Origin of the sequence: Paenibacillus herberti, assembly GCF_002233675.1 — a bacterium.
Taxonomy (GTDB): domain Bacteria; phylum Bacillota; class Bacilli; order Paenibacillales; family Paenibacillaceae; genus Paenibacillus_O; species Paenibacillus_O herberti.
In genome coordinates this window covers 204,276-225,983 of record NZ_NMUQ01000002.1, presented here as the reverse complement: position 1 = coordinate 225,983, position 21,708 = coordinate 204,276, and the positions used below count along the sequence as shown (strand labels likewise).

The window sequence follows — 21,708 nt, the reverse complement described above, 5'->3', positions numbered from 1 at the left end:
AGGATGCTGGCAGCCGGTTCCGCATGCGCGGCGTTGGTTGTTGGCATCCTAAATTTCTATAGGTTACCGGAGGGGCTAACAACATGGGAGAGAAGATTCGCGTCGGGCTGGTCTACGGCGGCAAGTCGGGCGAGCATGAGGTGTCGCTGCAGACCGCGCTGGCGGTTATGGGAGCTTTCGACTTTGATAAATACGAGATTCAGCCCTTCTACATCACCAAAGCAGGCCAATGGCGTTCCGCAGGCGTTCTGTTGGAGGCTCCAAACAATGTTGAGCAGCTGAAGCTGTCCAACAATGCGGATGGACTCGCGCTTGCGCCGGTATTCGGTGGATTAACAGGAGCAGCATCCGGAGAAACGGCGCTGCAGGCAGCTGCCGCAGCTGCTGCTCCGGAGAAGCCGATTGACGTTATTTTCCCGCTGCTGCACGGTACGTTCGGGGAAGACGGCACGATCCAGGGACTGCTGGAGATGGCCAATATTCCTTATGTTGGAGCAGGCGTGCTGGCCTCGGCGGTCGGCATGGACAAAATCTTCATGAAAAAAGTATTCGCCCATGAGGGCCTTCCGCAATGTATTTATCGGTATTTCAACCGCACTCAATGGGAAAAGGACCCTGCCTTTTTCATTATGGAAATTGAAGTCGCGCTCGGCTATCCTTGCTTCGTCAAACCGGCCAACCTGGGCAGCAGCGTCGGCATCTCCAAGGCCCGCAACCGGGAAGAGCTGATCGCCGCTGTGGAGCTCGCGCTTCGCTTTGACCGCAAGGTGGTCGTTGAGGAGTTTGTTGACGCGCGCGAGATCGAGGTCAGTGTGCTCGGCAATGACGAGCCGCGTGCTTCGGTGCCAGGCGAGGTCGTTAGCTCCGCAGAGTTCTACGACTACAAGGCCAAGTACGTTGACGGTACGTCCATCATGCAGATTCCGGCGGATATTCCGGCGGAAACAGCGGAAGCTGTCCGCGAGATGGCCCTCCGCGCCTATCTGGCTATCGACGGCTCGGGCCTGGCGCGCGCAGACTTTTTCATGCGCCGGAGCGACGGTCAATTGCTGATCAACGAAGTTAACACGATGCCAGGCTTCACACCGTACAGCATGTATCCGCTGATGTGGAAGGAAACGGGTCTTTCCTATCAAGGACTGCTTGATGCGCTGATTGAGCTGGCCATCGAACGGCATACCGATAAGCAGAAAATCGAGTACGGCAGCTGATTTCGCCACATTGAATCAGGGCGTGCTTTCTCCGCCTCCGCGGAGAAGGCGCGTTTTTTACATAGGTAGAAGCTGAACACGCATACGGGAACCGTCCGAGAGACGGCCAAGCCGTATTACATACAACTAAGGAGGGACGAGCCATGGGTTTCGCCACAGAATTCAATTCCGTCTGCAAATTCAAATCCGAACAGGAGCTGTACGAGCTGCTGGAATACGGTAAGGGCAAAATGGTCAAAAGCGGCTTCCGCGTCTTTCCGACGGGACAAAAAGTAATTGCCTATACGCCGGGCAATCAGGCAATCGCAATCGTGCGTATTCTCGCTTCTATAGCTGAAATCAACTTCCAGGGAGAAGAGGTCACGCAAGTGGAGATGGAGCTCGTGCGCAAGCTGACCGAAGAGGAAGTACGTGTGCAAACGGCGCTGGCCTACGAAATGTTTTTTGGTGAGCGAGAATGATCGTCCGCTTTGGCTTTGTCGCGATGAGCTTGCTGCTGGAAAACGTCTCGCCCTCTCGCACGATGACGTATAAAAACTTCTCTAAGCTGGAAGACCGAGAGGCGGCGCTTGCCCGACTGGAGCGCATTGCCGAAGACAATTTGCAGAGCACACTGCGCATTCTCAAAAACAACCGCTACTCCGACTTTCATCTGTATCGCTTTTCTTCCAAGCTGATTCCGCTGGCAACGCATGATGCGCTAAAGGATTGGAATCCGTATCCCGCCCTTGGCGCATCCTTCGCTCAGCTCGGGGAATTCGTGCAAAAGCATGGAATGCGCGTCAGCTTCCACCCCGATCACTTCTGCGTGTTCAGCACGCCGCGCCCGGAGGTGCTGGCCAAGTCACAGGAGGATATGGAGCATCATGTGCGCATGTTGGAAGCGATGGGGCTGGACGAACGGTACAAATGCAATATCCATGTAGGCGGAGCCTATGGCGATAAACCCGTGTCCGGTGAGCGTTTCATCCGGCAGTTTGGGGCGCTGGATGCGAGTGTGCGCGGCCGGGTGACGCTAGAGAACGACGACAAAACGTTCAATGTGCGCGAGACACTGGACATAGCCGAGCAGACGGGAAATCCGATGGTGCTGGACATCCATCACCACTGGGTCAACGACGGTGGGGAGACAGCGGAGTCTCTGCACGGGGAGCTATGGTCGCGTATCGCGGCTACTTGGCAGAGGGAGCAGCAGCGGCTTGGCCTGGACGGCGGACCGGACGGACTCCCGCCCAAGATCCATGCTTCGAGTCCGAAGAGCCTGTCCGATCGACGCGGTCATGCCGATTACGTCGAGACGGGACCGCTGCTGGAATTTCTGCGCAGCGTCAAAGACTCCGTGCCGCAGATCGACTGCATGCTGGAGGCCAAGGCGAAGGACAAAGCGCTTACCACGCTCATGGAAGAGCTGGGCCGTCTAGCGGACAGCGGTGAGGGAATCCGCATCATAGACGGATCGACAATCGAGCTGTAGCTGGCTGGAAATGGGGAACTAGAACATCATGCTGGAATGGATTTTGATTTTGCTGACAGGTTTGGTTGCTTCCATCTTCGGCAGCATTGTCGGGCTGGGCGGCGGCATCATTATTGTGCCGGTGTTACTGCTGCTCGGCGCACAGCTGACTGGAGAACCGATCCTAGAGGCGACAGCGGTCGGCACCTCGCTAGCTGTGTTAATCGTGACGGCTCTTGCATCGTCGAGGACATATGCCAAGCAGCGCAAGGTCGACTTCCGCAGCGCCTGGCTGCTGTTCATTACGAGCGGCCCCGGCGCGATGATCGGCTCCGCGTTGACGTCGAAGTTTCAAGGCGGAGCCTTTCAGCTGAGCTTCGGCATTTTCATGTTATTGATGGCTTTGCTGCTTATTTTCCGCGATCGCATCAAGCCGGCCTCACGCAATTGGCCCATTACACGCAAGCTGACCGACGGGTCGGGCGTGGAGCATGAATATGGGTACAGCCTGCCGTTGCTGCTTAGTATCGGCTTGCTCGTGGGTCTCGTCTCGGGGCTGTTCGGCATCGGCGGCGGCTCGCTTTTTGTGCCGGTCATGGTGCTGCTGTTCCGCTTCCCGCCGCATGTGGCAACCGCGACGTCGATGTTCGTGATTTTCCTATCCGCGATCAGCGGCAGTTTTGTACACGGATTCATGGGTGAAATCGACTGGCTGCTCGTGCTGGCGCTTGCTCCAGGTGCTTGGCTGGGCGGTAAGGCAGGGGCTTGGATCGCCAGCCGGATGAGCGGATCGACCATACTTTGGGTGCTGCGAATCACGCTGCTGGTGCTATCAGTGAGACTGATCTGGCAAGGCGTGGCGCAGCTGTAGAGGAAAGCGCAGCCTGAATTTTGCGAAACAGAATACGGATGCCGTTCGTATAGTAAGGAAGGCATCGGTATTCTGCATGGGTATTATGGAAAGGTTTTCATATAGATCGGAAAAGAGGGAATCAGCATGAGTGATCATGTAGTAGGCAGCAAAAGCTTCGCCGCCGTAGCGATAAATTGCGCGTCAAAAGCGGGAGAGTGGATCATGTCCAAAGTAGGCGCGCATGAGGTGCTGCGCGAGAAAATGTCGCCGCATGACTTGGTGACCGAAGTGGATAAAGGCTCAGAGAAGCTCATTCGCAGCCTGATCATGATGAACTTCCCGAATCATTCCTTCCTCGGCGAGGAAGGTGTTGAACCTGGACCTGAGGCTTCCGCCAAGGCTCTGGAGGATGTCCGGGATGCAGAATATTTGTGGATCGTTGATCCCGTGGACGGGACGACTAACTTCGTGCATGGCTTTCCTTATTTCGCCGTGTCGATCGCTCTTGCCCATCACGGAGAGGTCATTCTCGGCGTCGTATACGATCCTTGGAAGGATGAGCTATTCATCGCCGAAAAAGGTAAAGGAGCCTATGTGCGCGGCCGCCGCATGAACGTGTCAAGCGAGCCGACGCTGCGCGACAGCCTTGTCGCTACAGGTTTTCCGCCGGAGCATGCGACGGCTCTGCCGCGCAATCTGGCACAGCTGCAACTGCTCGCTCCCAAGGTTCGCAGCATCCGCTCCAGCGGCTCTGCGGCGCTGCATCTTGCCTATGTTGCAGCCGGTCGCTTGAGTGCTTACTGGGAAGTCGGCCCGAATAGCTGGGATCTTGCCGCAGGAGCGCTTCTCGTGCAAGAGTCGGGCGGACGCATAGGCGATCAGGATGGAACGCCGTATCATCTAGGCGTGCGCAATGTGCTAGCCACGAACGGGTACATCCATGATGAGCTACAGGCTGAGCTGGCCAAAGCGTAAGTAGGTCTCGCCGCCTTGTGAACAGGCGAAGTTTGGATGATCTTCTTGTGGAACATTTTTCCTGAAACATGAGAGAATGCGCATTTGAATATACACAGAATGGGCATGCTCATGAGGGACCGTAGCATTGGCTATAGTTGTTTTACGCATGGCGTAAAGGGACAAAATAAGCTAAACTACAACTAGGATTAACCAATCGGTAAAGCATGGAGGGATATATATGACGGAACAAAACAAAGCCGTAGAAGCCGTGGAGGCTGAGACTGAGGCTTCCGTAGAGGCAGTGGCGCAAGCTGCTGAACAGCCTAAGAAGATGTCGCTGGCTGAAGCTGCAAAGCTGAAGCTGCAGCAGAAGAAACAGGACCAGGCGGCTGGCAAGCAAGGACAAAGCGGCGCCCAAGGCGGAGCCAAGGAACTGCGCAGCCAACTGAACAAGAAGCCTAACAATCAACGCAGACGCATGGGCGTCTAAATCATGAATCAACCGTATGAGAGCGACAAAGCCAAAAGGCTGAAGCGAAATGCGGCAGCGTTGATGCAGAAGATCAAGCCCGACGCCAAGTATGGCGATCGAGTGCCGCCAGGTGAGACGGTCACGGAACGGTTCCCGATTTTACATGAGGGTGCCGTTCCCGTTTACAATATGGAGACTTGGGATCTGTGTGTGAACGGAGCGGTTAAGCAAGAACGCCGCTTCTCCTTCACCGAGCTGAAGGGGCTGCCACGTGTGACAGTCATGCGGGACATCCACTGCGTCACTCGCTGGTCGAAGATGGATACGGTATGGGAAGGCATTCTGTTTCGTGATTTTCTGAGGCATGCAGGCATCGAGCCGCTGCCCGAAGCGAAGCATGTCATGGTCTACGGCGACTATGACTACGAGACGAATATGCCGCTTGCGGATCTCATGGGCGACGACATTCTGCTGGCGTTCTCCTACGGCGGTGAGCCGCTCACCGAGAAGCACGGCGGACCGCTGCGCTTGGTCGTTCCTCATCTGTACTTCTGGAAGAGCGCCAAGTGGCTGCGAGGCTTCGAGTTCATGACCGAAGATCGCCCTGGCTTCTGGGAGCGCAACGGCTTCCACAACGAGGCGGACCCATTCAAAGAGGAGCGTTACTCCGGGAACGATTTTGAGATTCCTGAGGATGAATGGGTGCACAAAGATTACGATTGAGCAGGGCTAGATCCTGTACAGCAAGCCGCTTCGCATATGCGAAGCGGCTTTTTTGTCGTTGGATGGGGAAGTGTATCATTTATAACAAACGTTTATAGGAATCGTTGACCGGTGTTTATTTGACATAGAAATAGTTAAAGGAGTATAAATATATTATTGAGTTTAGCAAGGAGGTACACAATGGAAGTGGAGATCAAACGATTCCACTTGGCGGCCCAGGCTTTCATGCAGACGATGGAGCTGTCGATGCAGGAAACTATCAAGGAAAGCGGAATGACGAGAACGCAGTTACTCGTCCTGCATTTGATCAAAAAGCATGCTCCTTGCAAACTTGCCGTCATTGCCGAGAAGATGGAGGCTAAGCCGAGTGCAATCACCGTTATGATGGATCGCCTTGAAAACGGCGGATATGTCAGACGCAGGCATGACACGGTGGATCGCCGGGCTATTTTTGTGGAGATTACAGAGGAAGGCGAGAAAGTAATGCAATGGATGCGGCAACAGAAGGAGAAAATGATAGGCGTGCACCTGTCGAAGTTGACCGCAGAGGAGCTGCATACGATAACCCTAATCTTGGAGAAGCTTACAGTAGGGGAAGATTAAACGTACGTAGGTCCACCACTACAGATTCAAAGACGAGGAGAAAAAGACGAACCATGGAACATTTATCTCATAAACGCAAAGTTTCAATCATGATCGCTGTTATGGCGGCTATGTTCTTTGCGGCCATTAACCAGATGATTACGAGCACAGCGATGCCTCGAATTATTGCCATTCTTGACGGCATGGATTATTACACGTGGACGATCAATATTTACTTGCTTACCTCTACGATTGCCACCATTCTGGTCGGCAAGCTGTCCGATATGTTCGGGCGTAAGCCGTTCATGCTTGCCGGTATTTTATTATTCATAATCGGAGCTTTCCTAACCGGTACATCTACGGATGTATTCCAGTTCATCATCTATCGCGGTATTCAAGGTGTTGGCGCCGGTATCGTGCAAGCAACTGCCTTCATGGCGGTTGGCGACCTGTTCGCACCTCGCGAGCGGCCCAAATGGATGGGCCTCATGACCGCAGTATTCGGCTTCTCCAGCGTACTCGGTCCAACACTCGGCGGTTATCTTGTTGATAACATGGATTGGCATTGGCTGTTCTGGATCTTCTTGCCACTCGGCGTTGTTGCCTTCTTCATGATTCTGTTCCTTTTCCCAAAAGTGGAGCGCAAGCCGAAGGAAAAGATCGACTACATGGGTTCCTTGTTCTTAACCACAACAATCGTGCCGCTGCTGCTCGCCTTCTCATGGGCCGGTACGGAGTATAAATGGGGCTCATGGGAAATTATCAGCTTGCTGGTCGGAGCTGTTGTGTCGGGTACCATCTTTGTTGTGATTGAGCGCTATGCGCGAAATCCAATTCTGCCGCTGCATCTGTTCAAAAACCGCATCGTCACGGTTTCCAACATCATCGGTTTTCTCATGAACTTCGGCATGATGGGAGCAATGATCTACCTGAGCTTCTTCGTGCAAGGTGTGGAGGGCGTTTCGGCTACTTATGCGGGTTATGTGACGATGCCGATGTCCATTTTCATGGTTATTACGAGTGCACTCATCGGCTCCAGAATTTCCAAAAGCGGCAAGTACAAAAGGTATGCTCTGATCGGTGTTCCAATCATGATTATCGGTATGGGCTTGATGATCGTGATGAACAGCGTTTGGATCGCTGCACTGAGCATGGCTATTTTCGGTATTGGAATCGGCATGGGCATGCCGGTATTCTCGCTGGCGACGCAAAATGCAGTTCCTCATAACGAGCTTGGCGTTGCGACTGCATCTTCGCAGATGTTCCGTAACCTTGGCGGCACGATCGGTATTGCCGTCATGGGTACAGTTATGTCCAATAACCTTGCCCGCCACATTAAGGAAAATCTTACTTCGGCGTCTGCCCCGGACTTGAGTAAACTTGACCCGGCCCTGCAGGAAAAGCTGATTGCTTTTGCTAATCCGACAACGCTGATGAACAAGCCGCTCATCGAGCAGACGGAGAGCAGCCTGCCAGAGGATGCGCGAGTGCTATTCGTCCAAATGATCGATCAGATCCGCGACGCACTTGGCCAGACGCTGTCCGTCGTGTTTCTTGTAGGCACACTCGTTCTGTGCGCATCGCTCGTTCTTGTTTTCTTCCTGAAAGAGATTCCGCTGCGCACCAGTAACAAGGTGGAGGCTGTCGAAGCCAAAGAAGAGAATGGGTCTATTAAGAAAGCTGGACTTCAGAGCTAAATCGGAGTGGGGCAGATTGCCCTGCCCATCCCTGGATGGTGAATGGAAGAGCGTTTAGTGAATACTTGAAGACCCCCTAGTGATCGTTAGGGGGTCTTTCGTTTGTTCAGGCCAGCGTCAAAGCGGGAAGGGGCATCACGTATTCTGGCAAGTAATCGAGGCATCAGAATCGCTTGAAACGGAATCAGTCCCGGGAAGCCTCGATGAGTTTATGGGCGATTAGGGCGGGATATGTTTTGACAGTGGACATATGGTCGCCCTCGACCTTGATAATTCGGAAAATACCGAGCCGCCCGGACATATGCGGATGCCAGCTGTACTCCTCACCTTCTGGAAGAAATCCGTCCGTGGTTAAGTATAGATAGCTTCTTGGAATCTGTAAGGTATAAAAGAGCTTCAGATCAAGGCTTTCGAATAAAGGGCCCGCCGGCTCGGGACGCAAGCGACTGTACAAATGGCGGGCGAGAGTGCCGCTGGCGAGATTGACAAAGATGTCTCTATACAGATCATAGGGCAGCATGATTGTGTCATCTCCGGATTCTTGACGCAATTCATTAAAGGCTTCATAGATGATGGGGGGAAGCTGGTCTGCGACAGACTCTCCGTCGAGTAGAACAAAGGCGTTCATGAACACTAGTCTTTTGATGCGGTCCGGTATGAGCTGCGCGGTTGTTTGCACGATGGAGCCGCCGAAGCTGTGGCCGACCAGCACGACATCCTGCAGATTCCAAGCCAGGATATAACCTGCGATGGCATCTGTAATTTCTTCATGCGTAATGCTCGAATTGGAATCCGTTTCGTGACTGGGATACTCGGGGAGGTGGACATCATGACCTTGGCGCTGCAGCGCGGCTGCTATCTCCCGCAGGTATCCGGCCTCTGCCCAGGAGCCGCGGACAAGAACGAATGTCAGATGCTGATGCTCGTGTAGCGAGCCGTTGACTGGAAGCAAGCAAATCCCTCCGTTCTCATGGATGCTCGTTTCTGAATGTATATGACAGGCCTAGCTTGGCTGATTCCGGGGTTGGGCAGCTATATGTTAAGCTACTGAAATAATCTAATTAAAGGTTAATGTGGTGAATGGATTGGGGGGCTTGGCTGGAGGGACACCAAGCGGTACCCGTCTTGTCGAGTAAAAGAAATCGCTGCGAGCAGCGCCATCTGGATAAGGATGTAGTGGCAGAAAGAAGAGTGGACAGGGGTTTAATGGAGCGATTAAACTAATTGCGAACCCCAAGCTCACATGAAATCCCTGGGAGGTTCGTACATTTGGCGTAGCAAGGATTTGAGGGGATTTTGCTTTGAAATGAGCTCGTGTGACAGGCCCTATTTAAGAGGTTCGCACTTTTGAGGCCGAAAACCCAGGCGCAGCAAGGGCTTTTCGGGTATGCTGTCGCTCCCCGTGCGGGAGCGTGGATTGAAACGCTTAGCTGAAGTCCTGGCGCAAAACTGGGGGAAGTCGCTCCCCGTGTGGGAGCGTGGATTGAAACATGGTGTGCATTCCTCCTGTTGTAATCCCATCTTAGTCGCTCCCCGTGCGGGAGCGTGGATTGAAACCAGGAGTATAAGTACATCCCCGAGGGCAAACGTGGTCGCTCCCCGTGCGGGAGCGTGGATTGAAACCCATCTGAGCTTGGTTCTGGCGGTTACTGCTTTCCGTCGCTCCCCGTGCGGGAGTGTGGATTGAAACCGATTTATTGACCGGGAGGGGTTGGGGAAATTCCGTCGCTCCCCGTGCGGGAGTGTGGATTGAAACACCAGCTCGCCGTCCTCGGTGACGATCTCGACCGGGTCGCTCCCCGTGCGGGAGTGTGGATTGAAACGTATTATAGCTGGCGCGCATATCATCGCTGGCCAGTCGCTCCCCGTGCGGGAGTGTGGATTGAAACTTTTGGGCCGCCGCGCTGGCTATATTCGGACGTCTGTCGCTCCCCGTGCGGGAGTGTGGATTGAAACTTGCGCCATCCAATCGGAATAAAACAAGGACGGCGTCGCTCCCCGTGCGGGAGTGTGGATTGAAACTCGACATGATCCTTCACGGCGATCGTGCCATCAATGTCGCTCCCCGTGCGGGAGTGTGGATTGAAACTGAAATGCCGACCGAAGGCAGCGCGAATAACTGAGGTCGCTCCCCGTGCGGGAGTGTGGATTGAAACTCGTGTGATGTTTGACCTGACCGCCTAGCGTTTGGTCGCTCCCCGTGCGGGAGTGTGGATTGAAACAGCACAATCCTTGCATTAACGTGAAGGCAGTAATCGTCGCTCCCCGTGCGGGAGTGTGGATTGAAACATGGCAATCTGTTCTTGCTGCGCTTCGATTTCCTCGTTGCTCCCCGTGCGGGAGCGTGGATTGAAACCTGCACTCTTATCGGCTTGGGTATTGCGTTCCTTGTCGCTCCCCGTGCGGGAGCGTGGATTGAAACTACTACCTCGGGAGACACCGAGAATAAAGAATCCAGTCGCTCCCCGTGCGGGAGCGTGGATTGAAACCTGGCTTCGGCTACGAGTCGCATGGTCTCTGCGAGTCGCTCCCCGTGCGGGAGCGTGGATTGAAACTAGCATCCTCATGCCGATGTCAACGATTTGATAAGTCGCTCCCCGTGCGGGAGCGTGGATTGAAACACCGTCGTTGGATATGGATTATCTTCTGGGGACACTGTCGCTCCCCGTGCGGGAGCGTGGATTGAAACCCTGCTAAGGGAGTTGTGCTTCAAGGAGTTGGTACCGTCGCTCCCCGTGCGGGAGCGTGGATTGAAACCGCTCTCATTACCAATAAATTTTTCCCGGCTGCCGTCGCTCCCCGTGCGGGAGCGTGGATTGAAACCGTAAATACATCCATAACGCGCCCGGCCAGAACCAAGTCGCTCCCCGTGCGGGAGCGTGGATTGAAACAAGGAGTATCGATCCATGCGCAAAGCAAAAATCGTCGCTCCCCGTGCGGGAGCGTGGATTGAAACCGTCCGGACTGGAGTTGTGCGATCGACAGCCCAAAGTCGCTCCCCGTGCGGGAGCGTGGATTGAAATTGGTCCGGTGCTGCAGAACTAGAAGACCCTTTTCACCGAGCCTGACGAGCAGGATGCTCTGGCGCGGGGGGAAGTGCAGATGATTGCGCCCGCTTTCTCCAATTTGTCCAGCCGGATGCCGGAGTGGAGCGTGATGGATTTGCCGTTCACTTTTCGTAATGAAGATGCCGTTGAGGAGGCGTTCAGCGGTGAAGTGGGCAGCCTGCTGTTCAAGCGGCTTCAACAGCGCGACATGATCGGGATGGCTTTCTGGGGCAACGGTTTTAAGCAGATGACATCGAGCGAGAAGCCGCTGCTGCTGCCGCAGGATTTCCGCGGTCTCAAATTCCGTGTAATGCCGGGGCCGATCGTAGCTGCCCAGTTCCGCGAGATGGGGGCATCAACCACAGATATTCAGTTCAACAGCGTGTACAAGGCCTTCGAGAGCGGAACTGTGGACTCTGGTGAAAACACGATCACGAATATTTACAGCAAAAAATTTTACCAGGTGCAGAAGTATATGACGGTCAGCAATCATGCCTATCTCGGCTACGCAGTCATAATGAACCGTTCTTTCTGGGATAGTCTTCCGGTGTCGGTACAAGGCATTATCCAAGAGGCGATGCGCGAGACGACTGATTGGGCCAATGCGCACGCGCAGGAGATGAGTCGCAGCGAGCTGGCGGAGATGCGGGCGGGGAAGTGGATGCAAATCTCGGATCTGCAGGAATCGGAGAGAGCAGAGTGGATGCGCCTTTGGGAGCCGCTTTATGAGCAGGCGGAGGAGCTTGCGGGGCGGGAATTAATGGATGCAGTACGAAGGCTGCAAAGCAAGTACGACCATGACGCTGGCGGGTGAAGCGTACCGCTTGTCCGAATCTGAGCGCAGATTCTGGAGAATCTGCGTTCGAACTTTTTCGGCTCTCTTCGAGCGGATTGGCTTCCTCTTGAGTCAGTTGAAGAGAAAGTTGAATTAACTGAAGAGAAAGCTGGACCAACTGAAGGTAAATTTGAAGCATATAATGTGGGAGAGTTAGCCCTTTTGGGGGCGGAAGTGTGACTGTCCCTGTTCCTAAGAGTCACCTAGCAATATTTTGCTGGCATCCCAAGATGAAAAAAAAGCTGTGCTGTGCTAAAATACTGGAATTGCAGTGTATTCGGGGAGGTAGCTCAGCTTCATGCTTATTATAGGAATCGCCGGCGGCACCGGCTCGGGTAAGACAACCGTGGCACGGTCTGTCATCAGTCGGATGGGGGAAGGCGCCGTAACGTTCATTTCGCAGGATAATTATTACAAGGACCGTTGGGAGCTCACGATGAGCGAGCGCGAGAAGATTAACTATGATCATCCTTTTGCGTTCGACAACGAGCTTTTGGTGGCCCATCTGAAACAGCTCATGCAGGGTGAAACCGCGTTTGCTCCGATATACGATTTCACTTTTCACTCGCGCCGTACGGACAAGACTGTCGAGTTGAAACCTAGTCACATCGTCATTATTGAAGGGCTGCATGTGTTGTCTGACGAGAGCCTGCGGGAGCTGCTCGACATCAAGGTATTCGTTGACACCGACCCCGATGTGCGAATCCTGAGACGCGTCCTGCGCGACATCGAGGAGCGGGGCCGGACGATTCACTCCATCCACGACCAGTATCTGAAAACGGTCAAGCCAATGCACGAGGCATTCATTGAGCCGTCCAAAAAGTACGCAGACCTTATCATCCCCGAAGGCGGGCACAATGAGGTCGGAGTTGAGCTGCTTTCGGTACTTACCGAAAAATATTTGAAGGAGAACGGCCGCTAAGCCGTTCGTTCCCTTTGCTTATGCCGTCACCTGGATTTATCCAGGGACGGCTTTTTGTTGTTTTGGCGGAGAACAAGTCTCGGGCTGGCCCTCTAATTCTGGAGAGTTCAGAGCGAAATAGGTTTGAATCGAAGTATAGCTTCCTTTGTCTCTCAAATACGCTTATACGGCCCGTTTGTACGAGGATACATCGGGATTGCTTCGGCACGGCGCTGGGGGCAAAAGCCCCGCCGAGCAAAGCAAGTAGTCGAAGTTACTTGCTTGGGCTGAAAGCGGCACCGCCGGGCAAAGCAAGTAGCCGAAGTTACTTGCTTGGGAACAAAACGGCCCCTCACCTCTTACTAGTAGTGTACCTTATTTCCCAGGGTACTCTCTAATTCAATTAGGGGCTTAAGAGTAAAGCTGGAAATAAGGCTTGTCAGTCCGTTAAAAGTTTCTAAACGTTGTTTGCCGCCAAATAGCGCTTCTCAGTTCCGTTGATCGGCATGAGGAGTTTTTCTGGTAAACAACTCTTCATTTACACGCTGTCTCATTCACGCACTCTCGTCTACACAACATCGTCTACAAACGATCTCATCAACAACTCTCATCTACACACTGTCTCGCCTACAAGTTACCTCTTCTGCAATCATGCTGTATCCATCACAAATCATCTGCGACCAACTAGCTCCCTGCCCTCCACCTGAAAAATAGTAACCCTACCTAGAATCCGGTGCCTATTTTTCGCCTTATAGAGCGCTTACAATGACGATACGGCAAGGCCATGAACCCGACCCGGTCGCAGGGCCATTCAACTAGCGTTGAGCCCGGCCCGGTCAGCATAGCCGTCCAGCTAGTCCATGGCCCGGCGCGCCCGCCGTGAAAGGCAAGGAAAGTGGAGGTGACACACAGCATGGAACCAAACGCGCAGGTGAGCGTGAAGGCAGTCAGTTCGCAAATGGGCAGCACGCAAATGCCTAGTCCGCAGATCGGCGGTCCGGAAGCGGGCAGCGAGCGGTGGAGAAGATGGCTGCGAAAAATATACAGCCAGCGGTATTTGCAGGTGATGGCGCTGCTCGGTGTCGCCTGGATGATTATTTTTAACTATATTCCCATGTACGGCATAATTATCGCGTTCAAAGAGTTCGACATCATCTTCCCGGTATCGCAGGCGCCGTGGGTTGGATTGGACCAGTTCAAGGAGTTTCTGGGCGACGATGAGGTGTGGAATGTGGTGCGTAACACGCTCGGCATCAGTCTCATCAAGTTGATCATCGGCTTTCCGCTCCCGATTCTGTTCGCTCTGCTGCTTAACGAGGTCCGGTCGGTCCTCTTCAAAAAATGGATTCAAACAATCACCTACCTGCCGCATTTCCTGAGTTGGGTCATTCTCGGTGGCATCCTCGCCACTTGGCTCGCGGATGTCGGCATCATCAATAAGGTGTTACTTGCGCTGAATTTCATCGATACTCCGATTACGTATTTGGCGGAGCCAAAATACTTCTGGACGATCATCATCACCTCGGATATTTGGAAGGAGCTCGGCTGGTCGGCCATCATTTATCTGGCTGCAATCAGCAGCGTGTCGACGGAATTGTACGAGGCAGCAACGATCGATGGAGCGGGACGCACTCAGAAAATGTGGAATATCACTTTGCCCTCCATTAAAGGCACGATTACGATTCTGTTCATCCTCGCGATCAGCGGTGTGCTGAACTCGAACTTCGACCAAATTCTCGTGCTGCGCAACTCGCTCAACGAAAGCGCCAGCAACGTTATCGACGTGTATGTGTACCATACTGGCCTTGCGGACGGACGATACTCCTACGCAACTGCAGTCGGACTGCTGAAGTCGATCATCGCGCTCGGACTGCTGCTTGGGGCCAACTATATTACGAAAAAAATGAACGAGACCTCGCTGTTTTAGCGGGTGGTCCGGCGAACCGTCCAGGAACCGTCCAGGAAACGTCCAGGAAACGTCCAAGAACCGCCCAGTAACAGAAAGGAGAAGCCAATGTTAAAAATTCTCAGCTTTAAAAGACAAACGCCAGCCGAAGCGGCGTTCGGAATTTTCAACGGCCTGCTGATGCTCATCATCTGTTTCCTGACGCTGTATCCGATCTGGTATGTGCTCGTCAACTCCTTCAACGACGGCCAGGACGCTATGCGCGGCGGCATTTACTGGTGGCCGCGCGAGCTCAGCCTCGAGAACTTCCGCGCGGTGTTCCGCAGCGAGGGAATTATGACCGCGATGGGCATCACGGTCGCCAAAACGCTGCTCGGCACGGCTGTGCACGTCTTTTTCACGGCAATGATCGCCTACGCGGTGTCCAGGCGGGAGCTGATCGGGCGCAATTTGTACATGATTATCGGGACGATCACGATGTTTTTCGGCGGTGGACTTATACCGTATTACTTGCTGATTCGCGATCTTGGCCTGCTCGACAGCTTCCTGGTGTACATCATTCCGGCAATGTTCAGCTTCTTCAACCTCATTATCTTTTTGAGCTTTTTCCGTGAGATTCCGGCAGGTCTGGAGGAAGCGGCCAAAATCGACGGGGCTAACGACCTGACCATTTTCATACGGGTTGTCATCCCGGTGTCGATGCCAGTCATCGCTACAATCGCGCTCTTCCATGGCGTGTATCAGTGGAACGACTATTTTACCGGCATGATCTACATTAACAACACAGATCTGCAGCCGATCCAGACGTTCCTTTACCGTGTTGTCGCCCAGTCCAGCTCGAATCAAATGCTGGCGGCGATGCCGAGCGGAGTCACGATCAACGTGACGAGCCAATCTCTGAAGCTGGCGACGATGGTCGTCACGACGGCCCCGATTGTCATTGTTTATCCGTTCCTGCAGAAATATTTTGTGAAGGGGTTCATGATCGGTTCCATCAAGGGCTGATCTCGACTTATACATCCACTTTATAGAAAAGGGGCATCAACAAAATGGGAAAGATGCGCAAAGCGGCAACAACTCTGCTGGCTCTGGCCATGACCTTCTCGGTCGCTGCCTGCTCCGGCGGCAATAACGGCGGAAACAATGGGGGCAATACCAATACCGGCGGGACTAGTGCAAGCCCGGCTCCATCCGCGAACACAGAAGCATCGGCATCCCCGGCTCCGGCGGGCGACGGCGCTCCAGCTTGGCAGGCGGACACTTCTCCGATTTCATTTGACTGGTACATCAACTTCAGCTGGTTTAACAAAAAATGGGGCGGCGACGCTACAGCCGAGTACATCACGAAAAAAACGGGCGTGAAGCTGAACTTCATCGTGCCAGCCGGCAATGAGGCAGAGAAGCTGAACACGATGATGGCATCCGGCTCGCTGCCTGACTTCATCACGCTAGGCTGGTACGAGGAGGCGGTCAAAAAGATGATCGCCGGCAAATTGGTACTGCCGCTCAACGAGCTCGCGGACGAGTATGATCCGTACTTTTTCAAAGTGGCAGATCCGGCTAAGCTAGGCTGGTACACGCAGCCGGACGGCAATGTGTATGGGTACCCGAACGCATCGTCATCCCCGGCTGACTACGAGAAATACGGCGAGAACTTCACGTCCAATCAGACGTTTGTCGTCCGCAAGGATATGTACGAGGCGATTGGCAAGCCGGATATGAGCACGCCGGAGGGCTTTTTGAACGCCTTGAAGCTGGCGAAGGAAAAGTTCCCGGAGGTGAACGGCCAGCCGCTCATCCCGCTTGGTCTGCATGAGTTCACCGATGTCGGCAATGATTCTCTGCAGGATTATTTGCAGAACTTCCTGGCCATACCGCGTCAAAAAGACGGTAAATTGTACGATCGCCGCACGGATCCGGAGTACGTTAAGTGGCTGAAGGTATTCCGCCAGGCGAACCAGGACGGCATGCTGGCTAAAGATATTTTCATCGATAAACGTCCGCAAATGGAAGAGAAAATCGCTCAAGGCCGCTACTTCGCGATGCTTTATCAGCGGTCTGACTTTGCCGCGCAGAATATCTCGCTCTATCAAAGGGACCCCAACACGGCTTACATCGCCGTGGACGGACCGAAAAACGCTGCCGGCGAAGAGCCAACTCTGTCTGGCCCTGGTATTTCCGGCTGGACGGTGACGCTCATTTCCAAAAATGTGAAGGACAAAAAGAGAGCCATTGCGTTTCTCAGCTACCTGATGAGCGAAGAAGGAAACAAGGATCTATTCCTTGGTGAAAAAGGCGTTTCCTATGATACGATAGACGGAAAAGACCAGTTCAAGCCGGAAGCGCTGGAGCTCGTGAATAAGGATCGGGCCGCTTTTGATCAGAAATATGGCTCTTCATTCACCTACTGGATGCTCATGGATACCAACATGAATCTGCAATGGGCTCCGCCGAGCGTCGAGCCTGCCAAGCAGATGGAAGAATGGACGAAGGGCAAGTCGATCAGCATGGCGGAATTCGATAACCTCGATCCGGACCCGACGAGCAAGGAAGGCGTTGCGCGCAGCAAAAACGACCGATCATGGGGCAAGGCTTTGCCGAAAATGCTGCTAGCGAAATCGGATGCGGAGTTTGATCAGATTTTCAATGACTTTGTGAAGGGCCGCAACCAGCAAGAAGCGATTGATGCATACCGTCAACAAAAGTATGAAGAGAACGTCAAAAAGCTGGAAGCTTTGAACAAATAAGGGTGCGAGTAATTAAGCCGATGAACAACTAAGGTAGTGAAAATTAAGCAGCAAGCCTGGTCATTCGAGCGGTACACCGCCCGAGTGACCGGGCTTGCTCCATCCCATCCTGCAGCGAAAGGTGACCGGCCAACGTGAAAGCAAGCAGAGGAAGATGGACATCAGCGATCAAAAACTTCTCGGGAAGCCTGCCTCTTCAGGTGAAGCTGATCCTCTCGTTTGTGCTGGTTATTTTCATCCCGGTGCTGCTGTTCGCCTGGTATGCCTGGAGTGGTGTATCGTCCCGGTCGATTCAAGAACTGACCAAAAAGAATGAAAGCATTCTCGACATCGAAAAGACGAACATCCAAAACAACGTCGAAGTGATGGAATGGACGGCTCAGCTGGCGCTCTCCAATCGGGAAATGAACGATTACCTGGAGCTCCAGGAGGAAATGGATACGGCATGGCTGCTAGATTTTAAGAACAAAACCTATACCGGATTCCAGTACTTCCTATTCAACAATCCCCGCATCGCCAACGTCCGGCTGTTCACCAGCAATCCTAATGTGCATGAGTTCTGGCCGGTTGTCTTAAATGAATCCCGCATCCGCGAGAAGCCCTGGTATGACACGGTCATGGGGCAGAAGGGCATCGTCTGGTGGGAAATCCAGCTTGGCCGGGAGATTCTCAAGGGAGCATCAACGGTCGAAGAGATTAAAGTACCCCATATGTCCCTCCTGCGTGAGTTTACCTATGCGGATGGAACGCATAACGGCATTATGGAAGTCAGCATGGAGGTTCGCCACTTTTTTACGAAGACGTTCAGTACGGTGCAGGACCCATCCTCGCAGCTTATTGTCGTGTCGCGTGACGGCAGCGTTTACACGGATTCATCGGCGGCTATTTTTCTCGAGACTTCGGCGGAGCAGCTTATGGCTGAACTACAGCTCACCGGTGAGGAGCGCAATGGAATCAGTCGTTTCGAAATGGATGGGCATTCCTATATGGCGATTCAGACTTTTATGCCGAGGCTTGGCGTTCATCTGGTGAACCTCGTTGGACTTGATGATACGTTGGCCGACATCCAGCGCACGCGCAATCTGTTCATTGTGATCATCGTTGTGCTGATGGCGGTGCTGAGCCTGCTTTCTTATTTCATGCATTCTATTATTCTCAAGCGGTTGCGTATTTTGCGAGATTCCATGAAAAAGGTTCGCGGAGGCGACTTCCACGTTGATGTTCAGGTGCGCGGAAACGACGAGGTGGGCGAGCTCGCCCATCATTACCGTCAATTGCTCAAGAAGATCAACGAGTTGATCGTGGAGCAGGTTAATCGGCAAGCCGCCGGCAAAGAGGCGGAGCTGCGCTCGCTGAAAAATCAGATCGACTCGCATTTTTTGTACAATACGCTGGAAAATCTCAAAATGCTGGCTGAAATTGAGGGCCAATATACGATCTCCGATGCGCTCACCTCGCTTGGCGGCATGATGCGTTACAGCCTACAGTGGACGCGGGGCCATGTGCGGCTGCGGGACGAGGTTCAGCATATTCAGAATTATATTGCGATCATGAACATCCGTTACGACGGCAAGCTGGAGCTGCGTCTGGATATTGCGCCGGAATGTTACGACCAGGAGGTGCTCAAAATGTCGCTGCAACCGCTCGTTGAAAACGCCGTGAAGCATGGCATGAACGACCTAGATGCCGAATCCGGCAAGCTGACAATTACGATTGGGGCTTTTGTCCGGCTGGAGGAGTGCGTCATCGAGGTGACGGACAATGGCTGCGGTATCCCTGAGGAACGGCTGCGTTTGCTGAGCGGCATGCTGCGCATGGAGGAGACGGACTATCAGGAGCTGCGGAGCCATGCGGAAACACGGCGAAGCGAGGGCAGCGGCATCGGCCTGCGCAACGTCGACCATCGCCTCGTTATGAGTTATGGGCGGGAGTATGGGTTGCGGATGGAAAGTGTGGAAGGCAGCTATACGAGAATTGCGATGACTCTCCCTCATCTCATTCGGACCGGAGGTGACACGCGCTGATGCGGAGCCTGCTCATTGTTGACGACGAAAAAAATATCCGGCTCGGCCTGAAAGCGATGATCGAGCGTCAGTTCCCAGGGCGGTATGCGTTCCGCTTTGCGGAGAACGGCCGCGAGGCGTTGAAGGAGCTGGCCGCCAGCCCGGCCGAGCTGATGATTACCGACATCCGCATGCCAGTGCTGGATGGGCTCGGGCTGCTGGAGCAGCTGCAGGAAGGCGGGGCGGGTGGAGCTGAGGGAAAGCTCGGTGGAGCGAGTGGAGTTGAAGGTAAGCTCGGAGAAGGGAGTGGAGTTGAAGGAAAGTTCGGTGGAACAAGTGGAGCTGGAGGGAAGCTCGGTGGAGTGAGTGGAGTTGGAGGGAAGTTCAGCGAAGTGAGTGGAGTTGGAGGGAAGTTCAGCGAAGTGAGTGGAGCTGAAGGGAAGTTCAGCGCGACCGCGACTGGGATAACCGGAGCCACCGGAACTACCGGAACCACCGGAACCACCGGAACCACCGGAACCACCGGAACCACCGGAACCACCGGAGCCACCGGAACTACCGGAACCACCAATGCCACCGGAACAATCGGGGCAGCTCCTTTGGTTATTATTTTGAGCGGACATGATGACTTCCCTTACGCGAAGGCGGCGATCCGGTATCAGGTGAAGGAATACCTGCTCAAACCGATTGTTCGTGAGGAGCTGTTCGGAGTTCTTGAGCGGCTGGAAGGTGAGCTTGATCGTCGAAGCGCGTTAGCACGTCATATGGATGAAAAAGAGCCAGCAGCTGCAAGGACAACACTCTGGCCGGGGGAGACTTCCAGTCAGCTTGTGCAGGAACTATTGCGGGAGGATACCGATCCGCGGCGGCTTCAAAACCAGCTTGAGCAGGCCAACCTCGGCTGGCTGTCCGGGGAGTATACGCTCGGCATTATTCGGGGTATGGGCAGCGTGAATCGAGCTTCGCACAGCAGCACGATCTCAGCGGCAGGAGCGGCCGCTGGGGTGAGACTTGGCAGCAGCCAAGGGGCGTTCACCGCAGGGGCGGAGCTTGATCGTAGCCAAGGGGCCGTCACAGCTGGGATGAAGCTTGGCCGTAGCCAAGGGGTGGTCAGCGCTGGGGTGGAGCTTGGTCGTAGCCAGGGGGAGGTCACTGCAGGGGTGGAGCTTGGCCGCTGTCAGGGAGCGGTCAACGATGTCGGGGAGAAGCTTGGCCTCAGCCAAGGAGCCGGTAGGCCTAATGAAGAAGGGGGTGAATTTTCGGCTATGCAGCGCCGATTGAAGCAGTTGCTAGAGAGCGAAAGCGACTGGGTGCTGCATGAGGGCCGGGACGGGAATATCGTGCTCCTAGCACGAGAGGAAGTTCAGCTGCGGCGGCTGGCGGAACATTTGGAGGGCCATACCTTGCTGGGCTGCCGTTTATCGCTGAGCTCACGATCGCAAGGCATAGGTCAGTTGAGGAGAGCATACAGCCAGGCGCGGCAGGTACAGAAGTATTTTCTGCTGCATCCCGGTTCTTCGTTGCTTGCCTACGACAGTCTGCGGAGCCTCAGCTCCGGCTGCCAACTGCCGATTGAGGCAATTCGTCGCTTATCCAATCTGCTCGGCACGGGCAGGTTGGCGGAGATGAAGCGGCAGCTTCAGTATATTCTGGACATTCGACTGATCAGTCGATGTGAAATCGGCTATCTTGAGGGCATTAGCCGACGACTGAATGAGGAGGTTTTTGACAGTGTGTTCCGTAGTTACGGCGAGGAATCTATCGATATTCTCAAACTGTACAAGAGCGCGGGGCATATTGAGAACTTCGAGCGCTTCGAGGATTATTATGGCCATGTTGAGCAGCTGCTGGAGCGGCTGGACGCATTCGTCAGCACAGTTCGCGGCACGCATACGGAACGCAAGGACTTGCAGAAGGCGGTCGATTACTTGCAAAAACATTACGCAGAGGATGTGAATATGGCTGTTGTCAGCAACCATATCTCGTTAAACTACACTTATTTTAGCCAGGCGTTCAAGGAGCATACGGGAGAGAGCTTCTCCTCCTATTTGCGCAAGCTGCGGCTGAATCGGGCGAAGGAGCTGCTGGCCGAGTCTGAGCTCAAGGTGTACGAAATCAGCAGCCAGGCTGGCTTTGATAATGTGAAGCATTTTACACGTGTGTTCAAGGAGACGGAAGGCGTCACGCCGCTGGAATACCGCAGTTTGAAACAGGGGAGCGGCGCGGGGAGGTAGGACGCTCCACCTGAGAGTCCGGTAGCGCGCGAAAGCAAGTAACAAAAGCTACTTGAAAAGCCAAGAGAGCGGCTCTAGTGCCGGAAG

16 protein-coding genes, 1 pseudogene and 1 CRISPR repeat array are annotated in these 21,708 nt (G+C 54.0%); of the genes and pseudogenes, 16 read left to right on the top strand and 1 reads right to left on the bottom strand.

Annotation, left to right across the window (positions count from 1 at the left end):
- Nucleotides 1-83: 83 nt before the first annotated feature.
- From CGZ75_RS13590 to CGZ75_RS13550, 9 genes are all read left to right on the top strand, one after another.
- A complete protein-coding gene (locus tag CGZ75_RS13590) occupies nucleotides 84-1,211 on the top strand; it encodes a D-alanine--D-alanine ligase (RefSeq protein ID WP_089524848.1) in 1,128 nt (375 codons plus the stop codon).
- Between the two features lie 143 nt (nucleotides 1,212-1,354).
- Nucleotides 1,355-1,672 (top strand): hypothetical protein, encoded by a 318-nt coding sequence (locus tag CGZ75_RS13585; protein WP_089524847.1) that lies wholly within the window; start codon nucleotides 1,355-1,357, stop codon nucleotides 1,670-1,672.
- On the top strand, nucleotides 1,669-2,685 hold the full coding sequence (gene uvsE, locus CGZ75_RS13580; RefSeq protein ID WP_089524846.1) for a UV DNA damage repair endonuclease UvsE: 1,017 nt from the start codon (nucleotides 1,669-1,671) through the stop codon (nucleotides 2,683-2,685). Before CGZ75_RS13585 ends, uvsE begins: the two co-directional genes overlap by 4 nt.
- A gap of 28 nt (nucleotides 2,686-2,713) precedes the next feature.
- The gene (locus CGZ75_RS13575) at nucleotides 2,714-3,535 is read left to right on the top strand and encodes a sulfite exporter TauE/SafE family protein (RefSeq protein WP_089524845.1); all 822 of its coding nucleotides are present in this window, start codon (nucleotides 2,714-2,716) and stop codon (nucleotides 3,533-3,535) included.
- Nucleotides 3,536-3,661: 126 nt separating this feature from the next.
- Nucleotides 3,662-4,492, top strand: coding sequence for an inositol monophosphatase family protein (locus CGZ75_RS13570; protein WP_089524844.1), 831 nt, complete (start codon nucleotides 3,662-3,664; stop codon nucleotides 4,490-4,492).
- A gap of 220 nt (nucleotides 4,493-4,712) precedes the next feature.
- On the top strand, nucleotides 4,713-4,964 hold the full coding sequence (locus CGZ75_RS13565; RefSeq protein WP_089524843.1) for a hypothetical protein: 252 nt from the start codon (nucleotides 4,713-4,715) through the stop codon (nucleotides 4,962-4,964).
- A gap of 3 nt (nucleotides 4,965-4,967) precedes the next feature.
- A complete protein-coding gene (locus CGZ75_RS13560) occupies nucleotides 4,968-5,669 on the top strand; it encodes a sulfite oxidase-like oxidoreductase (protein WP_089524842.1) in 702 nt (233 codons plus the stop codon).
- 180 nt (nucleotides 5,670-5,849) lie between these two features.
- Nucleotides 5,850-6,272: a MarR family winged helix-turn-helix transcriptional regulator gene (locus CGZ75_RS13555; RefSeq protein ID WP_089524841.1), complete on the top strand. Its 423-nt coding sequence runs from the start codon at nucleotides 5,850-5,852 to the stop codon at nucleotides 6,270-6,272.
- 53 nt (nucleotides 6,273-6,325) lie between these two features.
- Nucleotides 6,326-7,948, top strand: coding sequence for an MDR family MFS transporter (locus CGZ75_RS13550; RefSeq protein ID WP_089524840.1), 1,623 nt, complete (start codon nucleotides 6,326-6,328; stop codon nucleotides 7,946-7,948).
- A gap of 184 nt (nucleotides 7,949-8,132) precedes the next feature.
- Here the strand turns inward: CGZ75_RS13550 and CGZ75_RS13545 are convergent, their stop codons facing one another.
- Nucleotides 8,133-8,900, bottom strand: coding sequence for an alpha/beta fold hydrolase (locus tag CGZ75_RS13545; RefSeq protein ID WP_089524839.1), 768 nt, complete (start codon nucleotides 8,898-8,900; stop codon nucleotides 8,133-8,135).
- 440 nt (nucleotides 8,901-9,340) lie between these two features.
- Nucleotides 9,341-10,971: a CRISPR direct-repeat array (repeat unit 32 nt; unit sequence GTCGCTCCCCGTGCGGGAGCGTGGATTGAAAC).
- A 37-nt stretch (nucleotides 10,972-11,008) separates the two neighbouring features.
- Here CGZ75_RS13545 and CGZ75_RS13540 point away from each other — a divergent pair.
- The 7 genes and pseudogenes from CGZ75_RS13540 to CGZ75_RS13495 form a co-directional block, all read left to right on the top strand.
- Nucleotides 11,009-11,809 (top strand): annotated as a pseudogene (locus CGZ75_RS13540) (DctP family TRAP transporter solute-binding subunit); the annotation flags it as partial.
- A gap of 319 nt (nucleotides 11,810-12,128) precedes the next feature.
- Nucleotides 12,129-12,752, top strand: a complete 624-nt coding sequence (gene udk, locus CGZ75_RS13535) for a uridine kinase (protein ID WP_089524837.1) — start codon at nucleotides 12,129-12,131, stop codon at nucleotides 12,750-12,752.
- Nucleotides 12,753-13,704: 952 nt separating this feature from the next.
- Nucleotides 13,705-14,658, top strand: coding sequence for an ABC transporter permease (locus CGZ75_RS13530; RefSeq protein WP_089525873.1), 954 nt, complete (start codon nucleotides 13,705-13,707; stop codon nucleotides 14,656-14,658).
- An 87-nt stretch (nucleotides 14,659-14,745) separates the two neighbouring features.
- Nucleotides 14,746-15,642 (top strand): carbohydrate ABC transporter permease, encoded by an 897-nt coding sequence (locus tag CGZ75_RS13525; RefSeq protein ID WP_425436492.1) that lies wholly within the window; start codon nucleotides 14,746-14,748, stop codon nucleotides 15,640-15,642.
- 44 nt (nucleotides 15,643-15,686) lie between these two features.
- A complete protein-coding gene (locus CGZ75_RS13520) occupies nucleotides 15,687-17,384 on the top strand; it encodes a type 2 periplasmic-binding domain-containing protein (RefSeq protein ID WP_176444835.1) in 1,698 nt (565 codons plus the stop codon).
- 134 nt (nucleotides 17,385-17,518) lie between these two features.
- Nucleotides 17,519-19,408, top strand: a complete 1,890-nt coding sequence (locus tag CGZ75_RS13515; RefSeq protein ID WP_245850854.1) for a sensor histidine kinase — start codon at nucleotides 17,519-17,521, stop codon at nucleotides 19,406-19,408.
- Nucleotides 19,408-21,621: a helix-turn-helix domain-containing protein gene (locus CGZ75_RS13495; RefSeq protein ID WP_245850853.1), complete on the top strand. Its 2,214-nt coding sequence runs from the start codon at nucleotides 19,408-19,410 to the stop codon at nucleotides 21,619-21,621. The genes CGZ75_RS13515 and CGZ75_RS13495 overlap by 1 nt, the downstream gene beginning before the upstream one ends.
- Nucleotides 21,622-21,708: the final 87 nt, after the last annotated feature.